This window comes from Yinghuangia seranimata (assembly GCF_029953285.1).
Lineage (GTDB): Bacteria > Actinomycetota > Actinomycetes > Streptomycetales > Streptomycetaceae > Yinghuangia > Yinghuangia seranimata.
This window is the reverse complement of sequence record NZ_JASAOI010000022.1, coordinates 45,173-63,558: the sequence shown is the minus strand read 5'-3', so window position 1 is coordinate 63,558 and position 18,386 is coordinate 45,173. Positions and strand designations below refer to the sequence as shown.

The window sequence follows — 18,386 nt, the reverse complement described above, 5'->3', positions numbered from 1 at the left end:
CATTGATTGAATCAAAGAATCGATCAACGGGTTGTTCTCCGGCGGGGCGGCGGTCAGCAGCTGGGCTGGGTCGGGGCCGCGTCGCGGAGGTGGCCGTCGCCGGTGACGACGTACTTGGTGGAGGTGAGCTCGGGCAGGCCCATCGGGCCGCGGGCGTGCAGCTTCTGGGTGGAGATGCCGATCTCGGCGCCGAAGCCGAACTGGCCGCCGTCGGTGAAGCGGGTCGAGGCGTTGACCATGACCGCCGTGGAGTCGACGAGCCGCACGAAGCGGCGCGCCTCGGCCTGCGAGCGGGTCACGATGGCCTCGGTGTGGCCCGAGGTGTGGCGGCGGATGTGCGCGACGGCGTCGTCCAGCGAGTCGACGACGGCGGCGGCGATGTCGTACGAGAGGTACTCGGTGTCCCAGTCCTCGTCGGTCGCCGGAACGACGTCCGCCGAGTACTTCTGCACGGCGGCGTCGCCGTGCACGGTGACGCCGGCGTCCTTGAGCGCGGCGAGCGCGACCGGCACGAACGCGTCGGCGATGTCGGCGTGCACGAGGAGCGTCTCGGCGCTGTTGCACACCGACACGCGCTGCGCCTTCGAGTTGATCAGGATGTCGACGGCCATCTGCAGGTCGGCGTCCGCGTCGACGTACACGTGGCAGTTGCCGACGCCGGTCTCGATCACCGGGACGGTCGAGCCCTCGACCACGGTGCGGATCAGGGACGCGCCGCCGCGCGGGATCAGCACGTCGACCAGGCCGCGGGCACGCATCAGCTCGTTGACGCTGTCGCGGCTCTCGCCGGGCACCAGCTGGACCGCGTCGGCGGGGATCCCGGCCGACACGACCGCGTCGCGCAGCACGGCCACGAGGGCGGTGTTGGAGGCGTACGCCGACGACGAGCCGCGCAGCAGGACCGCGTTGCCCGACTTCAGGCACAGCGCGGCGGCGTCCACGGTCACGTTCGGGCGGGCCTCGTAGATGATGCCGACGACGCCGAGCGGCACACGCACCTGGCGCAGTTCCAGGCCGTTGGGGAGCGTCGAACCGCGGACGACCTCGCCGACCGGGTCGGGCAGGCCGACCACGTCGCGCACGTCGGAGGCGATGGCGGCGATCCGCTCCGCGGTCAGCGCGAGCCGGTCGATCGTCGACTCGGGCGTGCCGTTCTCGCGGGCGCGCGCCACGTCGACGGCGTTGGCCTCGACGATCTCGGCCGAGCGGGCCACCAGGGCGTCGGCGACGGCCAGCAGCGCCGCGTCCTTGACCTTGCGCTCCAGTGGCGCGAGCAGCGCCGCGGCTTCCCGGGCACGACGGGCGGTGTCGAGGACATCCGAGGACGTGGAGGAGGCTGCGCTGCTGGTCATGCAGCCAGCCTACCGAGCCCGCGCGGTGACCCGGCCGGGATTTCCGCCAGGCGAGACGGCCCGTCACCCGCGGGGGTCGGGCCGCTCACCGCACGGCACACGGGCGGGTCCCGGAGCGGGCATGGGACGCAGGTGCGCGGACAACGGCGCGTACGTCTTCCGCAGCGGCGCCGCGACGGCCCACAATGCTCCCCTGGCACGGCCCAGGGACCCCCCTGGCCCACACCTGACCAGGACGAACGGAGCGGAACGTGACTTCGGAGAAGGCCTTGACCCCTGCCGTCCGCGCGCGCCGGCACGGGCTCGCCGACCTGCTGGCCCGGTCCGCCGCCCGCACCCCGCCGGGTTCGCCGAGCGCGGGGTGGCCAAGGGCGACCGCGTCGTCCTGCTGGCCCGCAACTCACACGGCTTCGCGACCGCCTACTTCGCACTCGCCCGGATCGGCGCCGTGTCGGTCCCGGTCAACTTCATGCTCAACCCCGACGAGGTCGCCTACGTCCTCACCCACGCCGGCGCCACCGGCGTCGTCGCAGGCGCCGACCTGACCGCCACGGCGGACGCGGCGCTCGCCGCCGCGGGCCTCACCCCGCACGCGCTGAACGTGCGCGCCGTGATCCCGGCCGGCGACACCGCCGGGGCCGAGGGCTGGGAGCCGTTCGCCGCGCTCGGCGCGTCCACCGCCCCGTGCCCCGACGTCGACCTGGACGACGACGACCCCGTCCAGATCATGTACACCTCCGGCACCGAGTCGCGCCCCAAGGGCGCCGTGATGACCAGCCGCAACCTCATCGCGCAGTACACCACCGCGATCGTGGACGGCGGCATGGCGGCCGACGACGTCGAGATCCACGCCCTGCCGCTCTACCACTGCGCGCAGCTGCACTGCTTCCTGACGCCCGACATCCAGCTCGGCGCCACCTCGATCATCCTGCCCGCGCCCGATGCCGCGACGATCCTCGCGACCGTCGAGGCCGAGAAGGTCACCAAGCTGTTCTGCCCGCCGACGGTGTGGATCTCGCTGCTGCGGCACCCCGACTTCGACACCCGCGACCTGTCCACACTCCGCAAGGGCTACTACGGCGCGGCCGCCATGCCCGTCGAGGTACTGCACGAACTACGGCGCCGCCTGCCGCAGTTGGCGCTGTACAACTTCTACGGCCAGACCGAGATGTCCCCCGTCGCCACCATCCTCGGACCCGCCGACCAGGAGCGCAAAGCCGGCTCCGCCGGCCGTGCCGGGCTGAACGTCGAGACCCGCGTCGTCGACGACAACGACGAGCCGGTCCCGCCGGGCACCGTCGGCGAGATCGTGCACCGCGGCCCGCACACCATGCTCTGCTACTGGAACGACCCCGACCGCACCGCCGAGGCCTTCCGCAACCAGTGGTTCCACTCCGGCGACCTGGGCGTCCTGGACGACGAGGGCTACCTCACCGTCGTCGACCGCAAGAAGGACATGGTCAAGACCGGCGGCGAGAACGTCGCCAGCCGCGAGGTCGAAGAGGTCATCCACCAGCACCCCGCCGTCGCCGAGGCCGCCGTCTTCGGCATCGCCCACCCGTACTGGATCGAGGCCGTCACCGCCGTCGTCGTCGCCAAACCCGGCGAGAAGATCGACCCCGACGACGTCATCGCCCACTGCCGCACCCGACTGGCGGGCTTCAAGGTCCCCAAGTACGTCGCGGTCGCGGAGGCGCTGCCGAAGAACCCCAGCGGCAAGATCCTCAAGCGCGAGCTGCGGGGCGGCTACGCCCACCTGGCCGACGAGGCCTGACCCCGGCCCCGGCGGGCCCGGCACCCCGGGCGGGCCCGCCTCCTGAGGGCGGCGTCAGAACGGCTGGACGCCGCCCGGGATGACCGGGCCCGTGTTCGGGGACTTCGCGCGGAGCTGCCATATTCCGCGGTCGACGACCTCCAGGCCGATGATCTCCCACTGCGGGAGGCCGGCCGAGCGGCGGTGTTCGCCCCACAGCCGGAGCGCGAGGGCGGCGGCGTCCTGGAGGTCGCGGGCCTCTTCCCAGTAGCGGATCTCCGCCTGATCGGTGGCGTACCGGCCGGCGAGGAGGAACGGGTGGTCGTGGGCCAGGCGTTCGAGCGCACGGCGGATGTCGTCGGGTGGGACGGCCTGCCCGGCGACGGTGAGGGTGATGTGCCACATCCGGGTCTCCTCGATCCGGATGGTGGCCTCGTCGGCGCGTCCCTCAGGCCTGTCGTCCGGTCGCACCGACGGCGCGGCCTCCCACGGCAGTTCCCTGCCACGTCCCTGCACCGGTCCGCCTCCCGTCGATGACACGGGACGGCGCCCCGGCGGCGCATCCGCCGCCGGGCCCCGCACAGGTGCCGCTCCCGTGTCGCGTACGTCAGCGGCGCAGCAGCACGAGGTCGTCGCGGTGCACGACCTCGCGCTCATACGCCGGTCCCAGTTCCCGGGCCAGCTCGTGGGTGGAGCGGCCCAGGAGCCCGGGGAGTTCCTTTGCATCAAAGTTGACCAGTCCGCGGGCGATGATGTTGCCGTTTTCGTCGACAAGGTCGACCGGGTCGCCCGCCGCGAAACCGCCCTCGACCGCCGTGATCCCGGCCGGGAGCAGCGACTTGTGCCGTTCCGCGACCGCGCCGACGGCGCCCGCGTCGAGCACGAGCCGGCCGCGCGCGGTGGTGGCGTGCGCCAGCCACAGCAGCCGGTCGGCGCCGCGTGCGCCCGTGCGGTGGAAGAACGTGCCGGTCTCCTTGCCGGTCAGCGCCTCGGACGCGTGCCGTGCGGCGGTCAGCACCACGGGGATGCCGGCGGTGGTGGCGATGCGCGCCGCCTCGACCTTGGTGACCATGCCGCCGGTGCCGACCCCGGCCTTGCCGGCCTTGCCGATCTCGACGCCCTCGAGGTCCGCGGCGCCGCGCACCTCGGCGAGCCGGGAGGAGGTCGGCTTGGCCGGGTCGCCGTCGTAGAGGCCGTCGACGTCGGACAGCAGCACGAGCAGGTCGGCCCGCACCAGGTGGGCGACCAGCGCCGCGAGCCGGTCGTTGTCGCCGAACCGGATCTCCTCGGTGGCGACGGTGTCGTTCTCGTTGACGACGGGCAGGACGCCGAGCGTCAGCAGCCGGTCGAGGGTCTGGTAGGCGTTGCGGTAGTGCGCGCGCCGGGTCATGTCGTCGACGGTCAGCAGGACCTGGCCGACCCGCAGCCCGTACCGCGCGAAGGACGCGGTGTAGCGCGCGACCAGCAGCCCCTGCCCGACGCTCGCGGCGGCCTGCGCGGTGGCGAGGTCGCGCGGTCGGCGGTCGAGTCCCAGCGGCGCGAGGCCGGTCGCGATCGCGCCGGACGAGACGAGGACGATCTCGGTGCCCTCGGCCCGCTTGGCGGCGAGCACGTCGACGAGCGCGTCGACACGGTCCGCGTCGAGCCCGCCGGCGGCGGTGGTCAGGGACGACGACCCGACCTTGACCACGACGCGGCGCGCGGAGGTGACGTCCTCGCGCCGATCCGGGACTGACATGCGCCGTACTCCCACTCCCCTGACGTCACGTCAGGACACAGGCTGCGTCGAGCTGTTGGTGCGTTCCGACAGTGCCCTGCCGGCGGCGTGCTACTCGCTGAACGGGTCGAAGTCCTCGTACTGCCCGCGGATCGACTCGCGCTCGCGGCGCCGCGTCACGGCCGGGCGCGGCTCCTCGAAGCGGTGGTCCTCGCCGCGGCGGCCGAGCATCTCGGCGCCGGTCGCGACGGTCGGCTCCCAGTCGAAGACCACGCCGGTCTCGTCGTCGCCGATGACCACCTCGGCGCCGGGACGGGCGCCGGCCTCGAACAGCGCCTCCTCGACACCGAGCCGGGCGAGCCGGTCCGCGAGGTAGCCGACCGCCTCGTCGTTGGAGAAGTCGGTCTGCCGCACCCAGCGCTCGGGCTTGGCGCCGCGCACGATGAACGCGTCGCCGCGCCGCGTGACGGTGAAGCCGCTGTCGTCGACCGCGGCCGGGCGCAGCACGACGCGGGTCGCCTCGGCCGGCGGGGCGGCGTCGCGCGCCGCCTGGACCAGCCCGGCCATCGCGAAGGACAGCTCGCGCAGGCCGGCGCGGCTGACGGCGGAGACCTCGTACACCTTGAGGCCGCGGCCCTCGAGCTCGGCGCGCACGAGGTCGGCGAGGTCGTGGCCGTCGGGGATGTCGGTCTTGTTGAGCGCGACGATGCGCGGCCGGTCGTCCAGGCCGCCGTACGCCGCCAGCTCGGCCTCGATCGTGTCGAGGTCGCTGATCGGGTCGCGGCCCGGTTCGAGGGTCGCGCAGTCCAGCACGTGCACGAGCGCCTTGCAGCGCTCGACGTGCCGCAGGAACTCCAGGCCGAGGCCCTTGCCCTGGCTCGCGCCGGGGATGAGGCCGGGCACGTCGGCGACGGTGTAGACGACGTCGCCCGCCGTGACCACGCCGAGGTTCGGGACCAGGGTGGTGAACGGGTAGTCGGCGATCTTGGGGCGGGCCGCGCTGAGCGCCGCGATCAGCGAGGACTTGCCGGCGCTCGGGTAGCCGACCAGCGCGACGTCCGCGACGGTCTTGAGCTCCAGGACGTAGTCGCCGCCCCCGCCGGGCTCGCCGAGCAGCGCGAAGCCGGGCGCCTTGCGGCGCGGCGACGCGAGCGCCGCGTTGCCGAGTCCGCCGCGGCCGCCCTGGGCGAGCACGAACTTGGTGCCGACGCCGACGAGGTCCTCGACGAGCTCTTCCTTGCCGCCGGGCAGCAGGCGCTTGATCACGGTGCCGTCGGGCACCGGCAGCACCAGGTCGCCGCCGTCGGCGCCGCTGCGGTTGCCGCCCGCGCCGGGCTTGCCGCTGGTCGCCTTGCGGTGCGGCGAGTGGTGGTACTCCAGCAGCGTGGTGACGTTCGGGTCGACGACGAGCGACACGTCGCCGCCGCGTCCGCCGTTGCCGCCGTCAGGGCCGCCGAGCGGCTTGAACTTCTCCCGGTGGATGGAGGCGCAGCCGTGGCCGCCGTTTCCGGCCGCGACGTGCAGCACCACGCGGTCGACGAAGGTGGTCACGATGGTCCTCCAAGAGGAGTTGGTACCGACAAAGCCCGAAGGCGGACCGGCTTTCCGGTCCGCCTTCGGGGTCAAGCAAGGGTGTCCCTAGGCAGGCCTTCAGGCCGCCGGGACGATGTTCACGACGCGGCGCCCACGACGGGTGCCGAACTCGACCGCACCGGCGGAGAGCGCGAACAGGGTGTCGTCGCCGCCACGGCCGACGTTGGCACCCGGGTGGAAGTGCGTGCCGCGCTGGCGGACGATGATCTCGCCGGCGTTGACCAGCTGGCCGCCGAAACGCTTCACGCCGAGCCGCTGGGCGTTGGAGTCACGGCCGTTACGGGTGGACGATGCGCCCTTTTTGTGTGCCATGTCCCCTACTTCCCAGTCTCGATGCCGACGACCTTGAGCTGGGTGTGCTGCTGGCGGTGACCCATGCGCTTGCGGTAGCCGGTCTTGTTCTTGTACTTCAGGATGTCGATCTTCTTGCCCTTGGTGTGGTCGACGACCTCGGCCGTCACCTTCACACCCGCGAGGACCCACGGGTCGCTCGTCACGGCCTCGCCGTCGACCAGGAGCAGCACGGGGAGCTCGACGGTCTCGCCGGCCGCGCTCTGGACCCGGTCAGCCTGAATGACATCGCCGATGGCAACTTTGTGCTGCCGCCCACCGGCGCGAATGATCGCGTACACGCGAACCCGCTCTCTGTTCGATCGGAACCCATGACGCCAGCCGATCCCGACCGATGCCGGGCGGCCTCCCCCGGAGTGACTCCGGGAGGGGGGTGCTCAAGGGCTTGGCATAAACATGCCGAGGGTCAAGACTACGGATCCCGTCACCCCCGGGTCAAACCGGGGGTGACGAGGGCGTTGTCCGTACCGCCGGTCAGCCGCGGGAGGTCGCGGAAACCGGCTCGGGAGCCGTCTCCGCACCGTCCGAGCCGCTGCCGGACGCGCCGTCCGGCTGGGCCGCCTCCGGGGAGCCGGCCGGGCGGGTGGCCCGGCGCGGCGCCCTCTTGCGGGTCCGGGCCGGAGCGGGCTCCGGCGCGGCCTCGGGCGTCGCGGCGGGCGTCTCCGCCGCCTTCTCCGCCGCCTTCTCCGCCGCCTTCTCAGGCGCCTTCTCAGGCGCCTTCTCAGGCGCCTTCTCCGGCGTCTCCGACGGCTGCTCCGCGGCGGCCTCGGCCGCCGCCTTGCGGGTCGTCTTCTTCGCCGCGGTCTTCTTGGCGGTCGTCGTCTTCTTGGCCGCCGTCTTCTTGGTGGCGGCCGTCTTACGCGCGGCCCGCTTCTTCTTCGGCTCCTCGGCGGGCGCCTCCTCGGCGGCCGGCTCGGCTGCGGCCTCCTCGGCCGCCTCCTCGCCCGTCCCTTCGGCGGCCGCCTCGGGCTCGGCGGCGGGTGCCTCGGCCGGCTCGGCCTCGGCCGCCTCGACCGCCTGCACGGCCTCCACGACCTCGACCGCCTCGGCGACGGCTTCCGCGACCGCCTCCGCGGTCTCGGCGGCGGTGGGCGCCTCCACGGCCTCGACCGCCTCGACCGCCTCAGCCGCTTCCACGGCCTCGACCGCTTCGGCCGCCTCGATCGCTTCGATGACCTCGACGGCCTCAGCCGCCTCTTCGGCGTGCTCGTGCTCGTCGTGCGTGTGCTCGGCGGCGGCCGCGCCGTTGCCGTTCTGGCCGCCCTTGCCGCGCCGACGACGCCCGGAGCCGCCGCCCTGCTTGGCCTCGGGCGTGTCCATGCGGACGATCACACCGCGGCCGTTGCACTTGTCGCAGTTCTCGGAGAACGCCTCCAGCAGGCCCTGGCCGACCCGCTTGCGGGTCATCTGGACCAGCCCCAGCGACGTCACCTCGGCGACCTGGTGCTTGGTCCGGTCCCGGCCCAGGCACTCCAGGAGGCGCCGCAGCACGAGGTCGCGGTTGCTCTCCAGCACCATGTCGATGAAGTCGATGACGATGATGCCGCCGAGGTCGCGCAGCCGCAGCTGGCGCACGATCTCCTCGGCCGCCTCCAGGTTGTTCCGGGTGACGGTCTCCTCGAGGTTGCCGCCCTGGCCGGTGAACTTCCCGGTGTTGACGTCGACGACGACCATCGCCTCGGTGCGGTCGATGACCAGCGAGCCGCCGCTCGGCAGCCACACCTTGCGGTCCAGCGCCTTCATCAGCTGCTCGTCGACGCGGTACGTCGCGAACACGTCGACGTCGCTCGACCACTTCGACAGCCGCGGCGCCAGGTCGGGCGCGACGTGCGACACGTAGTCGTGGACGGTCTCCCACGCCTCGTCGCCGGACACCACGAGCTTGGTGAAGTCCTCGTTGAAGATGTCGCGGATGACCCGGACCGTCATGTCCGGCTCGCCGTACAGCAGCGCCGGCGCGTTCGCCGTCGCGGCCTTCTTCTTGATCTCCTCCCACTGCGCCTGCAGGCGGCTGACGTCGCGCGCCAGCTCCTCCTCGCTGGCGCCCTCGGCCGCGGTGCGCACGATGACGCCCGCGTCCTCGGGGACGATCTTCTTCAGGATCGTCTTGAGGCGCGCCCGCTCGGTGTCGGGCAGCTTGCGGCTGATGCCGGTCATCGTGCCCTCGGGCACGTAGACCAGGTAGCGGCCCGGCAGCGAGACCTGGCTGGTCAGCCGGGCGCCCTTGTGGCCGATCGGGTCCTTGGTGACCTGCACGAGCACCGACTGGCCGCCCTTGAGGACCGCCTCGATGCGGCGCGGCGAACCGGCCTCGAAGTTGACCTCGCCGGCGTACAGCACGGCGTTGCGGCCCTTGCCGATGTCGACGAACGCGGCCTCCATCGACGGCAGCACGTTCTGCACCTTGCCCAGGTACACGTTGCCGACGTACGAGGTCGCCTGCTCCTTGTTCACGTAGTGCTCGACGAGCACGCCGTCCTCGAGCACGCCGATCTGCGTGCGCTCGCCGGTCTGGCGCACGACCATCACACGCTCGACCGCCTCGCGGCGGGCCAGGAACTCGGCCTCGGTGATGATCGGCACACGTCGGCGGCCCTGCTCGCGGCCCTCGCGGCGGCGCTGCTTCTTCGCCTCCAGGCGGGTCGAGCCCTTGACGCTCTGCACGCCGTCGCCGGCGTCCTCGCCCTCGGTCGCACGGTCGCCGCGGCGGCGCGGCTCGCGGACCTTGACGACGGTGCGCTCGGGGTCGTCGGCGGACGGGGTGTCGCCCTCGGCGCCGTCCCGGCGGCGGCGACGGCGACGGCGGCGGCTCGTGGTGCTGCCGGCCTCGCCCTCGTCCTCGTCGGCGCCCTCAGCGTCCTCGTCGACGTCCTCGGCACCCGCCTCGTCGGCGTCCTCGGACTCCTCGCCCTCGGCGCGCTCGCCCTCGCCGCGGCCACGCCGGCGACGGCCGCCCCGGCGACGACGGCGGGTCGGGCGGTCGCCGGACTCGTCGCCCTCGGCCTCGAGCTCGGCGTCGTGCTCCTCGCCCTCCGCCTCCTGCTCGTCCTCGACGGCCTGCTGCGCGGCACCCGGCCCGGCGACGGTGACGCCGGCCATGCTCGCGGCGGCCTCGGCGGCCGGGTTGCGGCGGGTGCGGCGACGACGGGTGCGCGGCTCCTCGGCCGGCTCCTCGTCCTCGTCCCCGGCGGCGGCCGCGGACGGCGCGGACGGTGCGGCGAACACCGGCGCGGTCGCGTCGGGGGCCTGGAACAGCGGCTGGAAGATCGCGGCACGGCGCGCGCGGGGAGCGGGCTCCGGCTCGGGTTCGGCCTCCGGCTCGGCCTCGGGGGCCTCGGCCTCGGGCGCGGTCTCCTCGACCGGCTCCTCCTCGGCCGCAAGCTCCTCGGCGGGCTCTTCCGCCTTCGGCTCCTCGGCAGCGGGCTCCGGCTCGGGCTCGGCGGCCACACGCTTGCGGGTACGCCGCGTCCGACGCGGGGCGGGCTCCTCGGCCGGGGCGGCCTCCTCCGCCTTGGGCTCCTCGGCGGGCTCTTCCGCCTTCGGCTCCTCGGCAGCGGGCTCCGGCTCGGGCTCGGCGGCCACACGCTTGCGGGTACGCCGCGTCCGACGGGGAGCGGGCTCCTCGGCGGGGGCCGTCTCCTCCGCCTTCGGCTCGTCGGCCTTCGGCTCCTCGGCGGCGGGCGCGGGGGTTTCGGGGGTCTGCTCGGTGCTCGCCGCGGGCGGCCCGGCCGGGCGGGTCGCGGCGCGACGGCGCCGGCGCGGTGCCGGGGCGGACTCGGCGGGGTCGCCGGCCGTGTCCGCGGCGGTCACGGTCTCGTTGGAAGTGGCGGTGTCGTGCGCCTGGTCTCCCTGGCCACGGGCATCATCGGATGCCACACCGTTCGGCTCGTTGTCGAGCATGCGGGTCTGTCTCCCGTCACGCTTCCGGGCGCTCCACAAAGGGCGCCGCACAGAAGCTCGTTCTCGCTCGCCGGCCCCGCACCGGGCGGGGCCGACGAAAGTCTGTCGGAATGCGTCTCAGGCACGGTCGTTCCGGGCCGAGACGTCGACGACGGTCCGCTGCTTCGGTCCGCAGCACAGCCCGCCTACAGTTCCTCGTTCCCCGTCGAGGTCACCGCATGCTCGGGCGCGAGCGGATCGGTCACCGCACCGGTCTCGGCGTCGAGCGGCCCCTGCGCCAGGCGGGTCACCGCGGCGGGTACGGGCGGCGCGAGGTCGGCGACCAAGCGAAGACCGGACAGAACGTCGTCGGGTCGGACGGCGGGTGTGGTGTGCCGTACAACCAGTCGCAGTATCGCACAGGGTCGGTCGCCGCTCCCATCGACACCCGGGTGACCTGCGTCAATCTCATCATCGGACGGTGTGCCCCGCTCGAGGGGCGAGTCCAGGGCCGCGACCGCGGCCCGCGCGTCGAAGGTGCGCATGCCGTTCTTGGTCATCCGCTCGACCTGGACCGACTCAGCGCCCATGAACGCCGCGACCGCCTTGGCGGCCGTCTCCGGCTCGACCTCGGGCAGCCGGATCTCCCACACCGACGCCTGCAGCCGCTCGGCCAGGTTGCCCGGGGCGGCCTCGACGACCTCCAGCACGTCCAGGCCCGGGGGCAGCGACGCGTCGAGCAGCGCGCACAGCTCGGCCGGCTCGCAGCGGCGGGCCACCGACAGCTCCAGGTACTCGGCCTCGCTGGCCACGCCGGTCGGCGCGGCACCCGCGTACGACACCTTGGGGTGCGGGGTGAACCCGGCCGAGTACGCCATCGGCACCTCGGACCGGCGCAGCGCGCGCTCGAACGCCCGCTGGAAGTCCCGGTGGCTGGTGAACCGCAGACGGCCGCGCTTGGCGTAACGCAGGCGCAGTTTCTGGACGGCCGGTGCGGGCGGCGGTCCTTCGGGCATTCGGCGTGCCAGGGCTGCTCAGTCCTCAAGTAGGGATCAGTGTGATCACGGGATGGCTCTGGCTCCAGGGTACGGGGAGCGGGAGGCCTTCTGTCATGGGTGTGTCATCGTCCGCCCCGACGCAGGGCGCGCCGGACGTCACGCAGTGTCGCGCGCACGCTCCGTCCCGCCTCGCTCACGGAGCTCCGCACGGTGCTCCCCGCCGAGCGCAGCGCGGCGACGGCCTCGGCGAACACCTGGCGGAAGGTGCGGCCGACCGCGCGGGCCGCGTCACGCACCGCGTGGCCGACCGGGGTCAGCACCTGGCGGTACAGCGCGACGAACGGCCTGGCCAGCGCGCGCAGCCCGGCCCGCAGGAGCCGGCCGGCCCAGCGCAGCGCGTCCCGCGCGGCACGCAGGACCGGACGCAGCACGTACCGCCACGCGGCCACGAACGGCCAGGCGAGGACCAGGCCGAGGAAGCACAGGACGCGCCACACGACGCGGGCGCTCCACCGCAAGGCGCCGCCGACGACCCGCGCCGTGGCGCCCAGGCCGCGACGCAGCCGGCCGCCGCCCCACTTGACGCCCCGGCCGAGCCGGACGAACGGCCAGACCAGGACACCCGCGACCAGCACGCCGAGCCGGGCGGCGGCACGCGCGGCCCACGCCAGCGGCGGCCGCAGATTTCGTCCCAACCAGCGAAGCGCGAGCCCCACACGAGTGAACGGCCACACGACGACCCGCCACGTCCAACGCAGCACGTGCCCGAGCCCGACGGCGGTGGCTCGGGCGAGCCGGGCGAGGCCGCGGGCGAGGAACACCGCAGGCCGCGCGAGCGCACGGACCGAGCGGACAACCACATCCCGCCAGAGCCACCGCACAACACCGACGAGGAACGAGAGAAACCACGCGAACATCGTCACGAGCGCCGACATGGCGCGCCGAAGCCCGCGGCCGAACCGCCGCAGCCCGCGCGCGAGCCACGAGAGCGGCCGCCGGAGCAGCCGCCCGAACGCCGCCAGCCCCCGCGCGAACGCCCGCCCGAGCCACCGCAGCCCACGCCAGAGCCGCCGGAGCGGCCAGACGAAGCCGCGCACCAGCACGCGCAGCACCCGGCCGACGACCTTCAGCCCACGCCCGAACGCCCGGAACCCGGCGGCGAACCCCCGCCCGATCCAGCGCCCGAGCCACCGCAGCCCGAGCCAAAGCCGCCGCAGGGGCCAGACGAGACCACGGGCCAGAACCCGCAGCACACGCCCGAGCGCCCGGAGACCCCGGGCGATCCACCGGCCCAGCCACCGCAGCGCGGCCCCGAGCCGCCGGAACGGCCACGCGACCCCGCGCCCGAGCGCCTTGAGGCCCCGGACGACCAACCGCCCCAACGCCTTCAGCGGCGCGGCCGCCTTCCGCCCGACCCGGACCAGCCCGCGCCCGACCTGCCGAAACGGCCAGACGAGCCCGGCCCAGAGCACCCGCCCGACGCGCTTGGCCGCCTTCCCGAGGGCGAGAGCAAACGCGCGCACCAGCTGAACGGGCACGACGACGATGATGGCGACGACCCGAAGCGGCCAGACCAGCCACGCGGGCGCGTTCTGCGCCGCGGGCTCGACGGGCCGGCCGCTTTCGACGAGGCCGACAGGCTCGACCTGCTGGACGGGCTCGACGGTTTTGACGAGATCGACGGGCTCGACGTGCTGGACAGGCTCAGTCAGGTCAACGGGCTCGACGTGGTCGACAGGCTTGCCGAGATCGACGGGCTCCACGACCCGGGACGGCTCCCCGGCCCCCGGCTTGCCGAGGTCGACCCGCTCCGCATCGCCCCGCTCGGCCGCGACAGGCTCCCCCTGTCCGCCTCTGTCCTGCTCCCCTGCGGCCATGCGCCCTCCCCCGGAACCCCTGGCACCGGGCAGGACGCCCCCCGCCCGGCCACGGTTCCCCCAAAGCGCCGCAGCCTATGCGACGGTTGCCCCACCGCCGCGATGTGGCTGGAACTGCGACGGCGCTACGGGGTCGACCCGCTCCGCATCGCCCCGCTCGCCCGCGACGGGCTGGACGGGCTGGACGGGCTCGACGGCTTCGACGAGGCCGACCGGCTCGGCGGGGGCGACGGGTACAGGGGCTTGACGAGGCCGACGGGCTCCACCGCAGGGGACGGCTCCCCGCGTGCGCCTCCGTCCTGGTCCTCCACGGCCATGCGCCCTCCCCCGGAACCCCTGGCACCCGGCAGGACGCCCCCCACCCGGCCACGGTCCCCAAAGCGCCGCTGCCTCCGCGACGATGCGGTCGGGGCCGCGACGGCGCTCCGGAGACGTCGCGCACCAACGGGGCACCGGGCTCACGTGGGGACCCGCACACGCAGGCGCTCGATGCGCGGCTCGATCAGCGGCGCCGGCGGCACGGTGTTCGCGTTGTCCTCGAAGAACAGCTCGAGCGCCTCGCGCACCATGGCGAGCGCCTCGGTTTTCGTGCGGCCATGGCTCGTCACCTCGACGTCGAGGCAGCGTGCCACCCACCACGGGTCCTCATACGACAGGACCACCGTCAAGTCCAGCTCGCGGTCGTGCACGGCCTCAACCTACGGCCGTCGCGTGTCCGCAGGCGGCGAAACGAACGGGCCCGGAGGCCTCCCTTGCGGGTGGTCTCCGGGCCCGGGGGGCTCGTCGGGGCTACTTCACGACCGACAGGGGCAGCAGCTTCTGGCCGGTCGGGCCGATCTGGATCTCGGTGCCCATCTGCGGGCAGACGCCGCAGTCGAAGCACGGGGTCCAGCGGCAGTCCTCGACCTCGACCTCGTCGAGGGCGTCCTGCCAGTCCTCCCACAGCCAGTCCTTGTCGAGGCCGGAGTCGAGGTGGTCCCAGGGGAGGACCTCGTTCCAGTCGCGCTCGCGGGTGGTGTACCAGTCGACGTCGACCGGGTCGTCGGCGAGGGCCTTGTCGGCGCAGCGCATCCAGCGGTCGTAGCTGAAGTGCTCGCTCCAGCCGTCGAAGCGGCCGCCGTCCTCCCACACCGCGCGGATGACCTTGCCGACGCGGCGGTCGCCGCGGGACAGCAGTCCCTCGACGATGCCCGGCTTGCCGTCGTGGTAGCGGAAGCCGATCGACTTGCCGTACTGCTTGTCGGCACGGATGACGTCGCGCAGCTTCTGCAGGCGCTCGTCGGTCGTCTTGTGGTCGAGCTGCGGCGCCCACTGGAACGGCGTGTGCGGCTTGGGCACGAAGCCGCCGATGGACACCGTGCAGCGGATGTCGCGGCTGCCGGAGACCTCGCGGCCCTTGGCGATGACCTTCTTGGCCATCTCCGCGATCTGGAGCACGTCCTCGTCCGTCTCCGTCGGGAGGCCGCACATGAAGTACAGCTTCACCTGGCGCCAGCCGTTGCCGTACGCGGTGGCGACGGTGCGGATCAGGTCCTCTTCGCTGACCATCTTGTTGATGACCTTGCGCATGCGCTCGCTGCCGCCTTCGGGCGCGAACGTCAGGCCGCTGCGGCGGCCGTTGCGGGTCAGCTCGTTGGCCAGGTCGATGTTGAACGCGTCGACGCGGGTCGACGGCAGCGACAGGCCGATCTTGTCCTCGGTGTACCGGTCGGCGAGGCCCTTGGCGACCTCGGCGATCTCGGAGTGGTCGGCGGACGAGAGGGACAGCAGGCCGACCTCTTCGAAGCCGGTCGCCTTGAGGCCCTTCTCGACCATCTCGCCGATGCCGGTGATGCTGCGCTCGCGGACCGGGCGGGTGATCATGCCGGCCTGGCAGAACCGGCAGCCCCGGGTGCAGCCGCGGAAGATCTCGACGGACATGCGCTCGTGGACGGTCTCCGCGAGCGGCACCAGCGGCTGCTTCGGGTACGGCCACTCGTCGAGGTCCATGACGGTGTGCTTGGACACCCGCCACGGCACGCCGGAGCGGTTCGGCGCGACGCGCTGGATGCGGCCGTCGTCGAGGTAGTCGACGTCGTAGAAGCGCGGCACGTACACGCCGCCGGTGGCGGCGAGGCGGAACAGCAGCTCGTCGCGCCCGCCGGGGCGGCCTTCGGCCTTCCAGGCCCGGATCACGTCGGTGACCTGGAGCACGGCCTGCTCGCCGTCGCCGACGACGGCGGCGTCGATGAAGTCGGCGATCGGCTCGGGGTTGAAGGAGGCGTGGCCGCCGATGAGCACGATCGGGTCGTCGGCGCCGCGGTCCTTGGCCTCCAGCGGGATGCCCGCGAGGTCGAGCGCGTTGAGCAGGTTGGTGTAGCCGAGCTCGGTCGAGAAGCTCACGCCGAAGACGTCGAACGCGCCGACGGGGCGGTGCGCGTCGACGGTGAACTGGGGCACGGAGTGCTCGCGCATGAGCTTCTCCATGTCGGGCCACACCGCGTAGGTGCGCTCGGCGAGGACGTCCGCGACCTCGTTGAGCACCTCGTACAGGATCATGACGCCCTGGTTGGGCAGGCCGACCTCGTACGCGTCGGGGTACATGAGGGCCCAGCGGACGGCCGCCGCGTCCCAGTCCTTCACGGTCGAGTTCAGCTCGCCGCCGACGTACTGGATCGGCTTCTGCACGCGCGGCAGCAGCGGCTCCAGGCGCGGGAACACCGACTCGACAGACATGGTGCATCCTCCGGGAGGGGATGGGGGAACAGCCTCCCAGCCTAACGCCTGCCCGGAGCGGCTGAGACCGCTGCGACGGGCGGTACGCCGGGGCCCACGGGGACGACGCGCACGCACCGGCACGGGTTCCGGGCCGCCGCCGCAGTAAGTGCGGTGGTCGCGTCGGGCTCGAACGAGACGATGCGCAGCGGCGTCGGGGTCTTCCGGGCGTAGATCTCCAGGTTGTCGGCCCAGTTCCGGCTGACGTACCACATGGGGTCGAGCGCGGACCGCGCCTCTTCCTTGTCGACGGGCACGAGCGGCATCGTGGCGACGTAGTCCTCGAGCCTGCCGAGCTGGTGGTTCATGGCGGCGGCCTGCATGGTGACCAGGGCGCTCTGCCAGTCGGAGCGGCCGTGGCGCAGGACGACCATGGTGAACGTGCCGTCGCCGAGGAGCCGGCGCCGCTGCATCGCGACGAGTTCGTTCTGTGCGGGGCTGACGATGAGTCCGGCGGCCCATACGCGGCCCCAGGTGTTGTTCTCGGCGGGGCGGCCGGACGCGAACTCGGGGCGCCCGAAGCTGACGCCGCCCGCGATCAAGACTCCGGCGAGCGCGGCGGCGAGGGCGGCGGTGCCGCGCCGGAGCCACAGGCGCGCCCCGGTCGCGGCAGGTGCGCGTCGCTGTCTGCCGCGGCCGCGCAGCAGCGTGCCGCTGCCGCCGAGGGCGATCAGGGCGGTCACGAGCCACGCGTAGAGGAGTTTCTCCAGGTAGTAGGAGGACGCCCCGATGCGGACGCGCTGGTAGAGCCACAGTCCGCAGGCGACGCTCGCGGCGGCGGCGACCTGGACGGCCATGAGCCGCTGTGTCGGCGCCCTGCGTGCCGTGGTGACCGTCATCACGACCGTGACGAGCGCGGTGGCGGCGAACAGCAGGTGGCGCGGCGCCTGGACGATCGGGCCCCGCAGCAGCAGGTGCGAGCCCGCGTGGAAGTCGCCGGCCAGGCGCGGCACGGCGATCGGCAGCAGCACGAGCGGGGCGACGCAGAGCAGGGCGGCGGCGGTCGCGACCGGCCGCGTCTTGAGCCGGGCGCGCATGCCCCACAGCGTCACGGCGGCGGCGACGCCGAGGGCCGGCACGTACAGCGGATATGTGAACGCGACGCCGGTCAGCGCGAGTCCCGCGACGACGGTCTGCTCGACGGGCCGGTCCGGGTAGCGCACGAGCAGCGCGACGGTGAGCGCCGTGAAGACGAGGCCGAGCACCTGGGAGTCGAAGCCGTACCAGACGAACGCGGTCATGATGCCGGTCGCGACGAACGTGCCGATGGCCGTCAGGACGAGGACGCCGCGCCATCCGGCGGCGCGGTGCCCGGCGACCCAGCGGGCGGCCCAGACGACGACGAGGGCGAGGAGCGCGTAGCCGCCGAGCAACAGGCCGTAGTAGCGGTGAGCTTCGGCGACGCCGTCGCCCGTGGGGCCGCCGGACGTGCGGAAGGAGTCGACGAGCGCATAGAGGAAGCCGGTGCCGCCGGGGTAGTTCGTCGCCATGCCCGGCACGAGGACGTCGTGGGTGCGGCCGGGGTCGAGGAACGGGTAGCCGTCGAAGCGCAGCACGGCGTCGAACATGCTGAACTGGCGCAGCCGGTCGCCGGTGTCGTTGCCGGCGAAGAACGCGAGGGCGTCGACCGCGGGCCGGTTGACGGTGGGCCAGGCGGCCATGAGCCACGCGCCGAGGCCGGTGCCGAGGACGACGAGGTCGCCGCCGGTCACGCGGCGCGGCAGCGCGGGCGCGCGGCGGGCCGCCCAGCCTGCCGCGACGAGCACGCTCCAGCCGAATCCGCCGACGGCGACCGGGTGCAGGCCCCACGGCCACACGGAGAACAGCAGTCCGGCGGCCAGCGCGCCGCCCGCGACGGCTCCGGCGGCGATGACGAGCCGGTCGAGCAGCGTCCCGCCGGTGCGCAGCAGCGCGGCGGTCCCGACGACGAGCAGCGGCAGCACGACCAGGTCGGCGTGCGCCAGGTGCGCGAGCAGGACGACGGCCCAGCCGGCGGCCAGCAGACCGAGTGCGGCGGTGGTGCGCCGCGACGGGCTGCCGCGCCGCACACGCGGGCCGCCCGGAACCGCCGCGCGTGCGACGGGTGGTGCCTCAACACGGTCGAGCACCTGT

Annotated in this window: 13 protein-coding genes; 1 reads left to right on the top strand and 12 read right to left on the bottom strand. The window is 73.6% G+C overall.

What is annotated here, in order from left to right:
- Nucleotides 1–53: 53 nt before the first annotated feature.
- Nucleotides 54–1,352 carry a glutamate-5-semialdehyde dehydrogenase gene (locus tag QI554_RS14735; protein ID WP_281470127.1) on the bottom strand — a complete coding sequence of 433 codons (1,299 nt, stop codon included), beginning with the start codon at nt 1,350–1,352 and terminating at the stop codon, nt 54–56.
- Here QI554_RS14735 and QI554_RS14730 point away from each other — a divergent pair.
- Nucleotides 1,351–3,126 (top strand): fatty acyl-CoA synthetase, encoded by a 1,776-nt coding sequence (locus QI554_RS14730; protein WP_425527978.1) that lies wholly within the window; start codon nt 1,351–1,353, stop codon nt 3,124–3,126. The genes QI554_RS14735 and QI554_RS14730 overlap by 2 nt on opposite strands.
- Nucleotides 3,127–3,180: 54 nt before the next feature.
- Here the strand turns inward: QI554_RS14730 and QI554_RS14725 are convergent, their stop codons facing one another.
- The 11 genes from QI554_RS14725 to QI554_RS14675 all read right to left on the bottom strand — a co-directional run bounded on the left by QI554_RS14725 (nt 3,181) and on the right by QI554_RS14675 (nt 18,382).
- Nucleotides 3,181–3,621 (bottom strand): hypothetical protein, encoded by a 441-nt coding sequence (locus QI554_RS14725; RefSeq protein ID WP_281470124.1) that lies wholly within the window; start codon nt 3,619–3,621, stop codon nt 3,181–3,183.
- Between the two features lie 91 nt (nt 3,622–3,712).
- Complete coding sequence (gene proB / locus QI554_RS14720; RefSeq protein ID WP_281470122.1) at nt 3,713–4,843, bottom strand: glutamate 5-kinase; 1,131 nt, start codon at nt 4,841–4,843, stop codon at nt 3,713–3,715.
- Nucleotides 4,844–4,933: 90 nt separating this feature from the next.
- Nucleotides 4,934–6,373 (bottom strand): GTPase ObgE, encoded by a 1,440-nt coding sequence (obgE, locus tag QI554_RS14715; RefSeq protein WP_281470120.1) that lies wholly within the window; start codon nt 6,371–6,373, stop codon nt 4,934–4,936.
- A 99-nt stretch (nt 6,374–6,472) separates the two neighbouring features.
- Entirely contained in the window at nt 6,473–6,727 is a 255-nt protein-coding gene (gene rpmA, locus QI554_RS14710; RefSeq protein WP_235058254.1) for a 50S ribosomal protein L27, read from the bottom strand.
- A 5-nt stretch (nt 6,728–6,732) separates the two neighbouring features.
- Nucleotides 6,733–7,047, bottom strand: coding sequence for a 50S ribosomal protein L21 (rplU, locus tag QI554_RS14705; protein WP_281470115.1), 315 nt, complete (start codon nt 7,045–7,047; stop codon nt 6,733–6,735).
- A gap of 193 nt (nt 7,048–7,240) precedes the next feature.
- Nucleotides 7,241–10,717 (bottom strand): Rne/Rng family ribonuclease, encoded by a 3,477-nt coding sequence (locus QI554_RS14700; RefSeq protein WP_425527977.1) that lies wholly within the window; start codon nt 10,715–10,717, stop codon nt 7,241–7,243.
- A gap of 134 nt (nt 10,718–10,851) precedes the next feature.
- A complete protein-coding gene (locus tag QI554_RS14695) occupies nt 10,852–11,661 on the bottom strand; it encodes a TIGR03936 family radical SAM-associated protein (protein ID WP_281470111.1) in 810 nt (269 codons plus the stop codon).
- Nucleotides 11,662–11,765: 104 nt separating this feature from the next.
- The gene (locus QI554_RS14690) at nt 11,766–13,520 is read right to left on the bottom strand and encodes a hypothetical protein (protein WP_281470109.1); all 1,755 of its coding nucleotides are present in this window, start codon (nt 13,518–13,520) and stop codon (nt 11,766–11,768) included.
- A 458-nt stretch (nt 13,521–13,978) separates the two neighbouring features.
- Nucleotides 13,979–14,209: a type II toxin-antitoxin system HicB family antitoxin gene (locus tag QI554_RS14685; protein ID WP_281470107.1), complete on the bottom strand. Its 231-nt coding sequence runs from the start codon at nt 14,207–14,209 to the stop codon at nt 13,979–13,981.
- A 100-nt stretch (nt 14,210–14,309) separates the two neighbouring features.
- Complete coding sequence (locus tag QI554_RS14680) at nt 14,310–16,235, bottom strand: TIGR03960 family B12-binding radical SAM protein (RefSeq protein ID WP_281470105.1); 1,926 nt, start codon at nt 16,233–16,235, stop codon at nt 14,310–14,312.
- A 41-nt stretch (nt 16,236–16,276) separates the two neighbouring features.
- The gene (locus QI554_RS14675) at nt 16,277–18,382 is read right to left on the bottom strand and encodes a hypothetical protein (protein ID WP_281470104.1); all 2,106 of its coding nucleotides are present in this window, start codon (nt 18,380–18,382) and stop codon (nt 16,277–16,279) included.
- Nucleotides 18,383–18,386 lie beyond the last annotated feature (4 nt).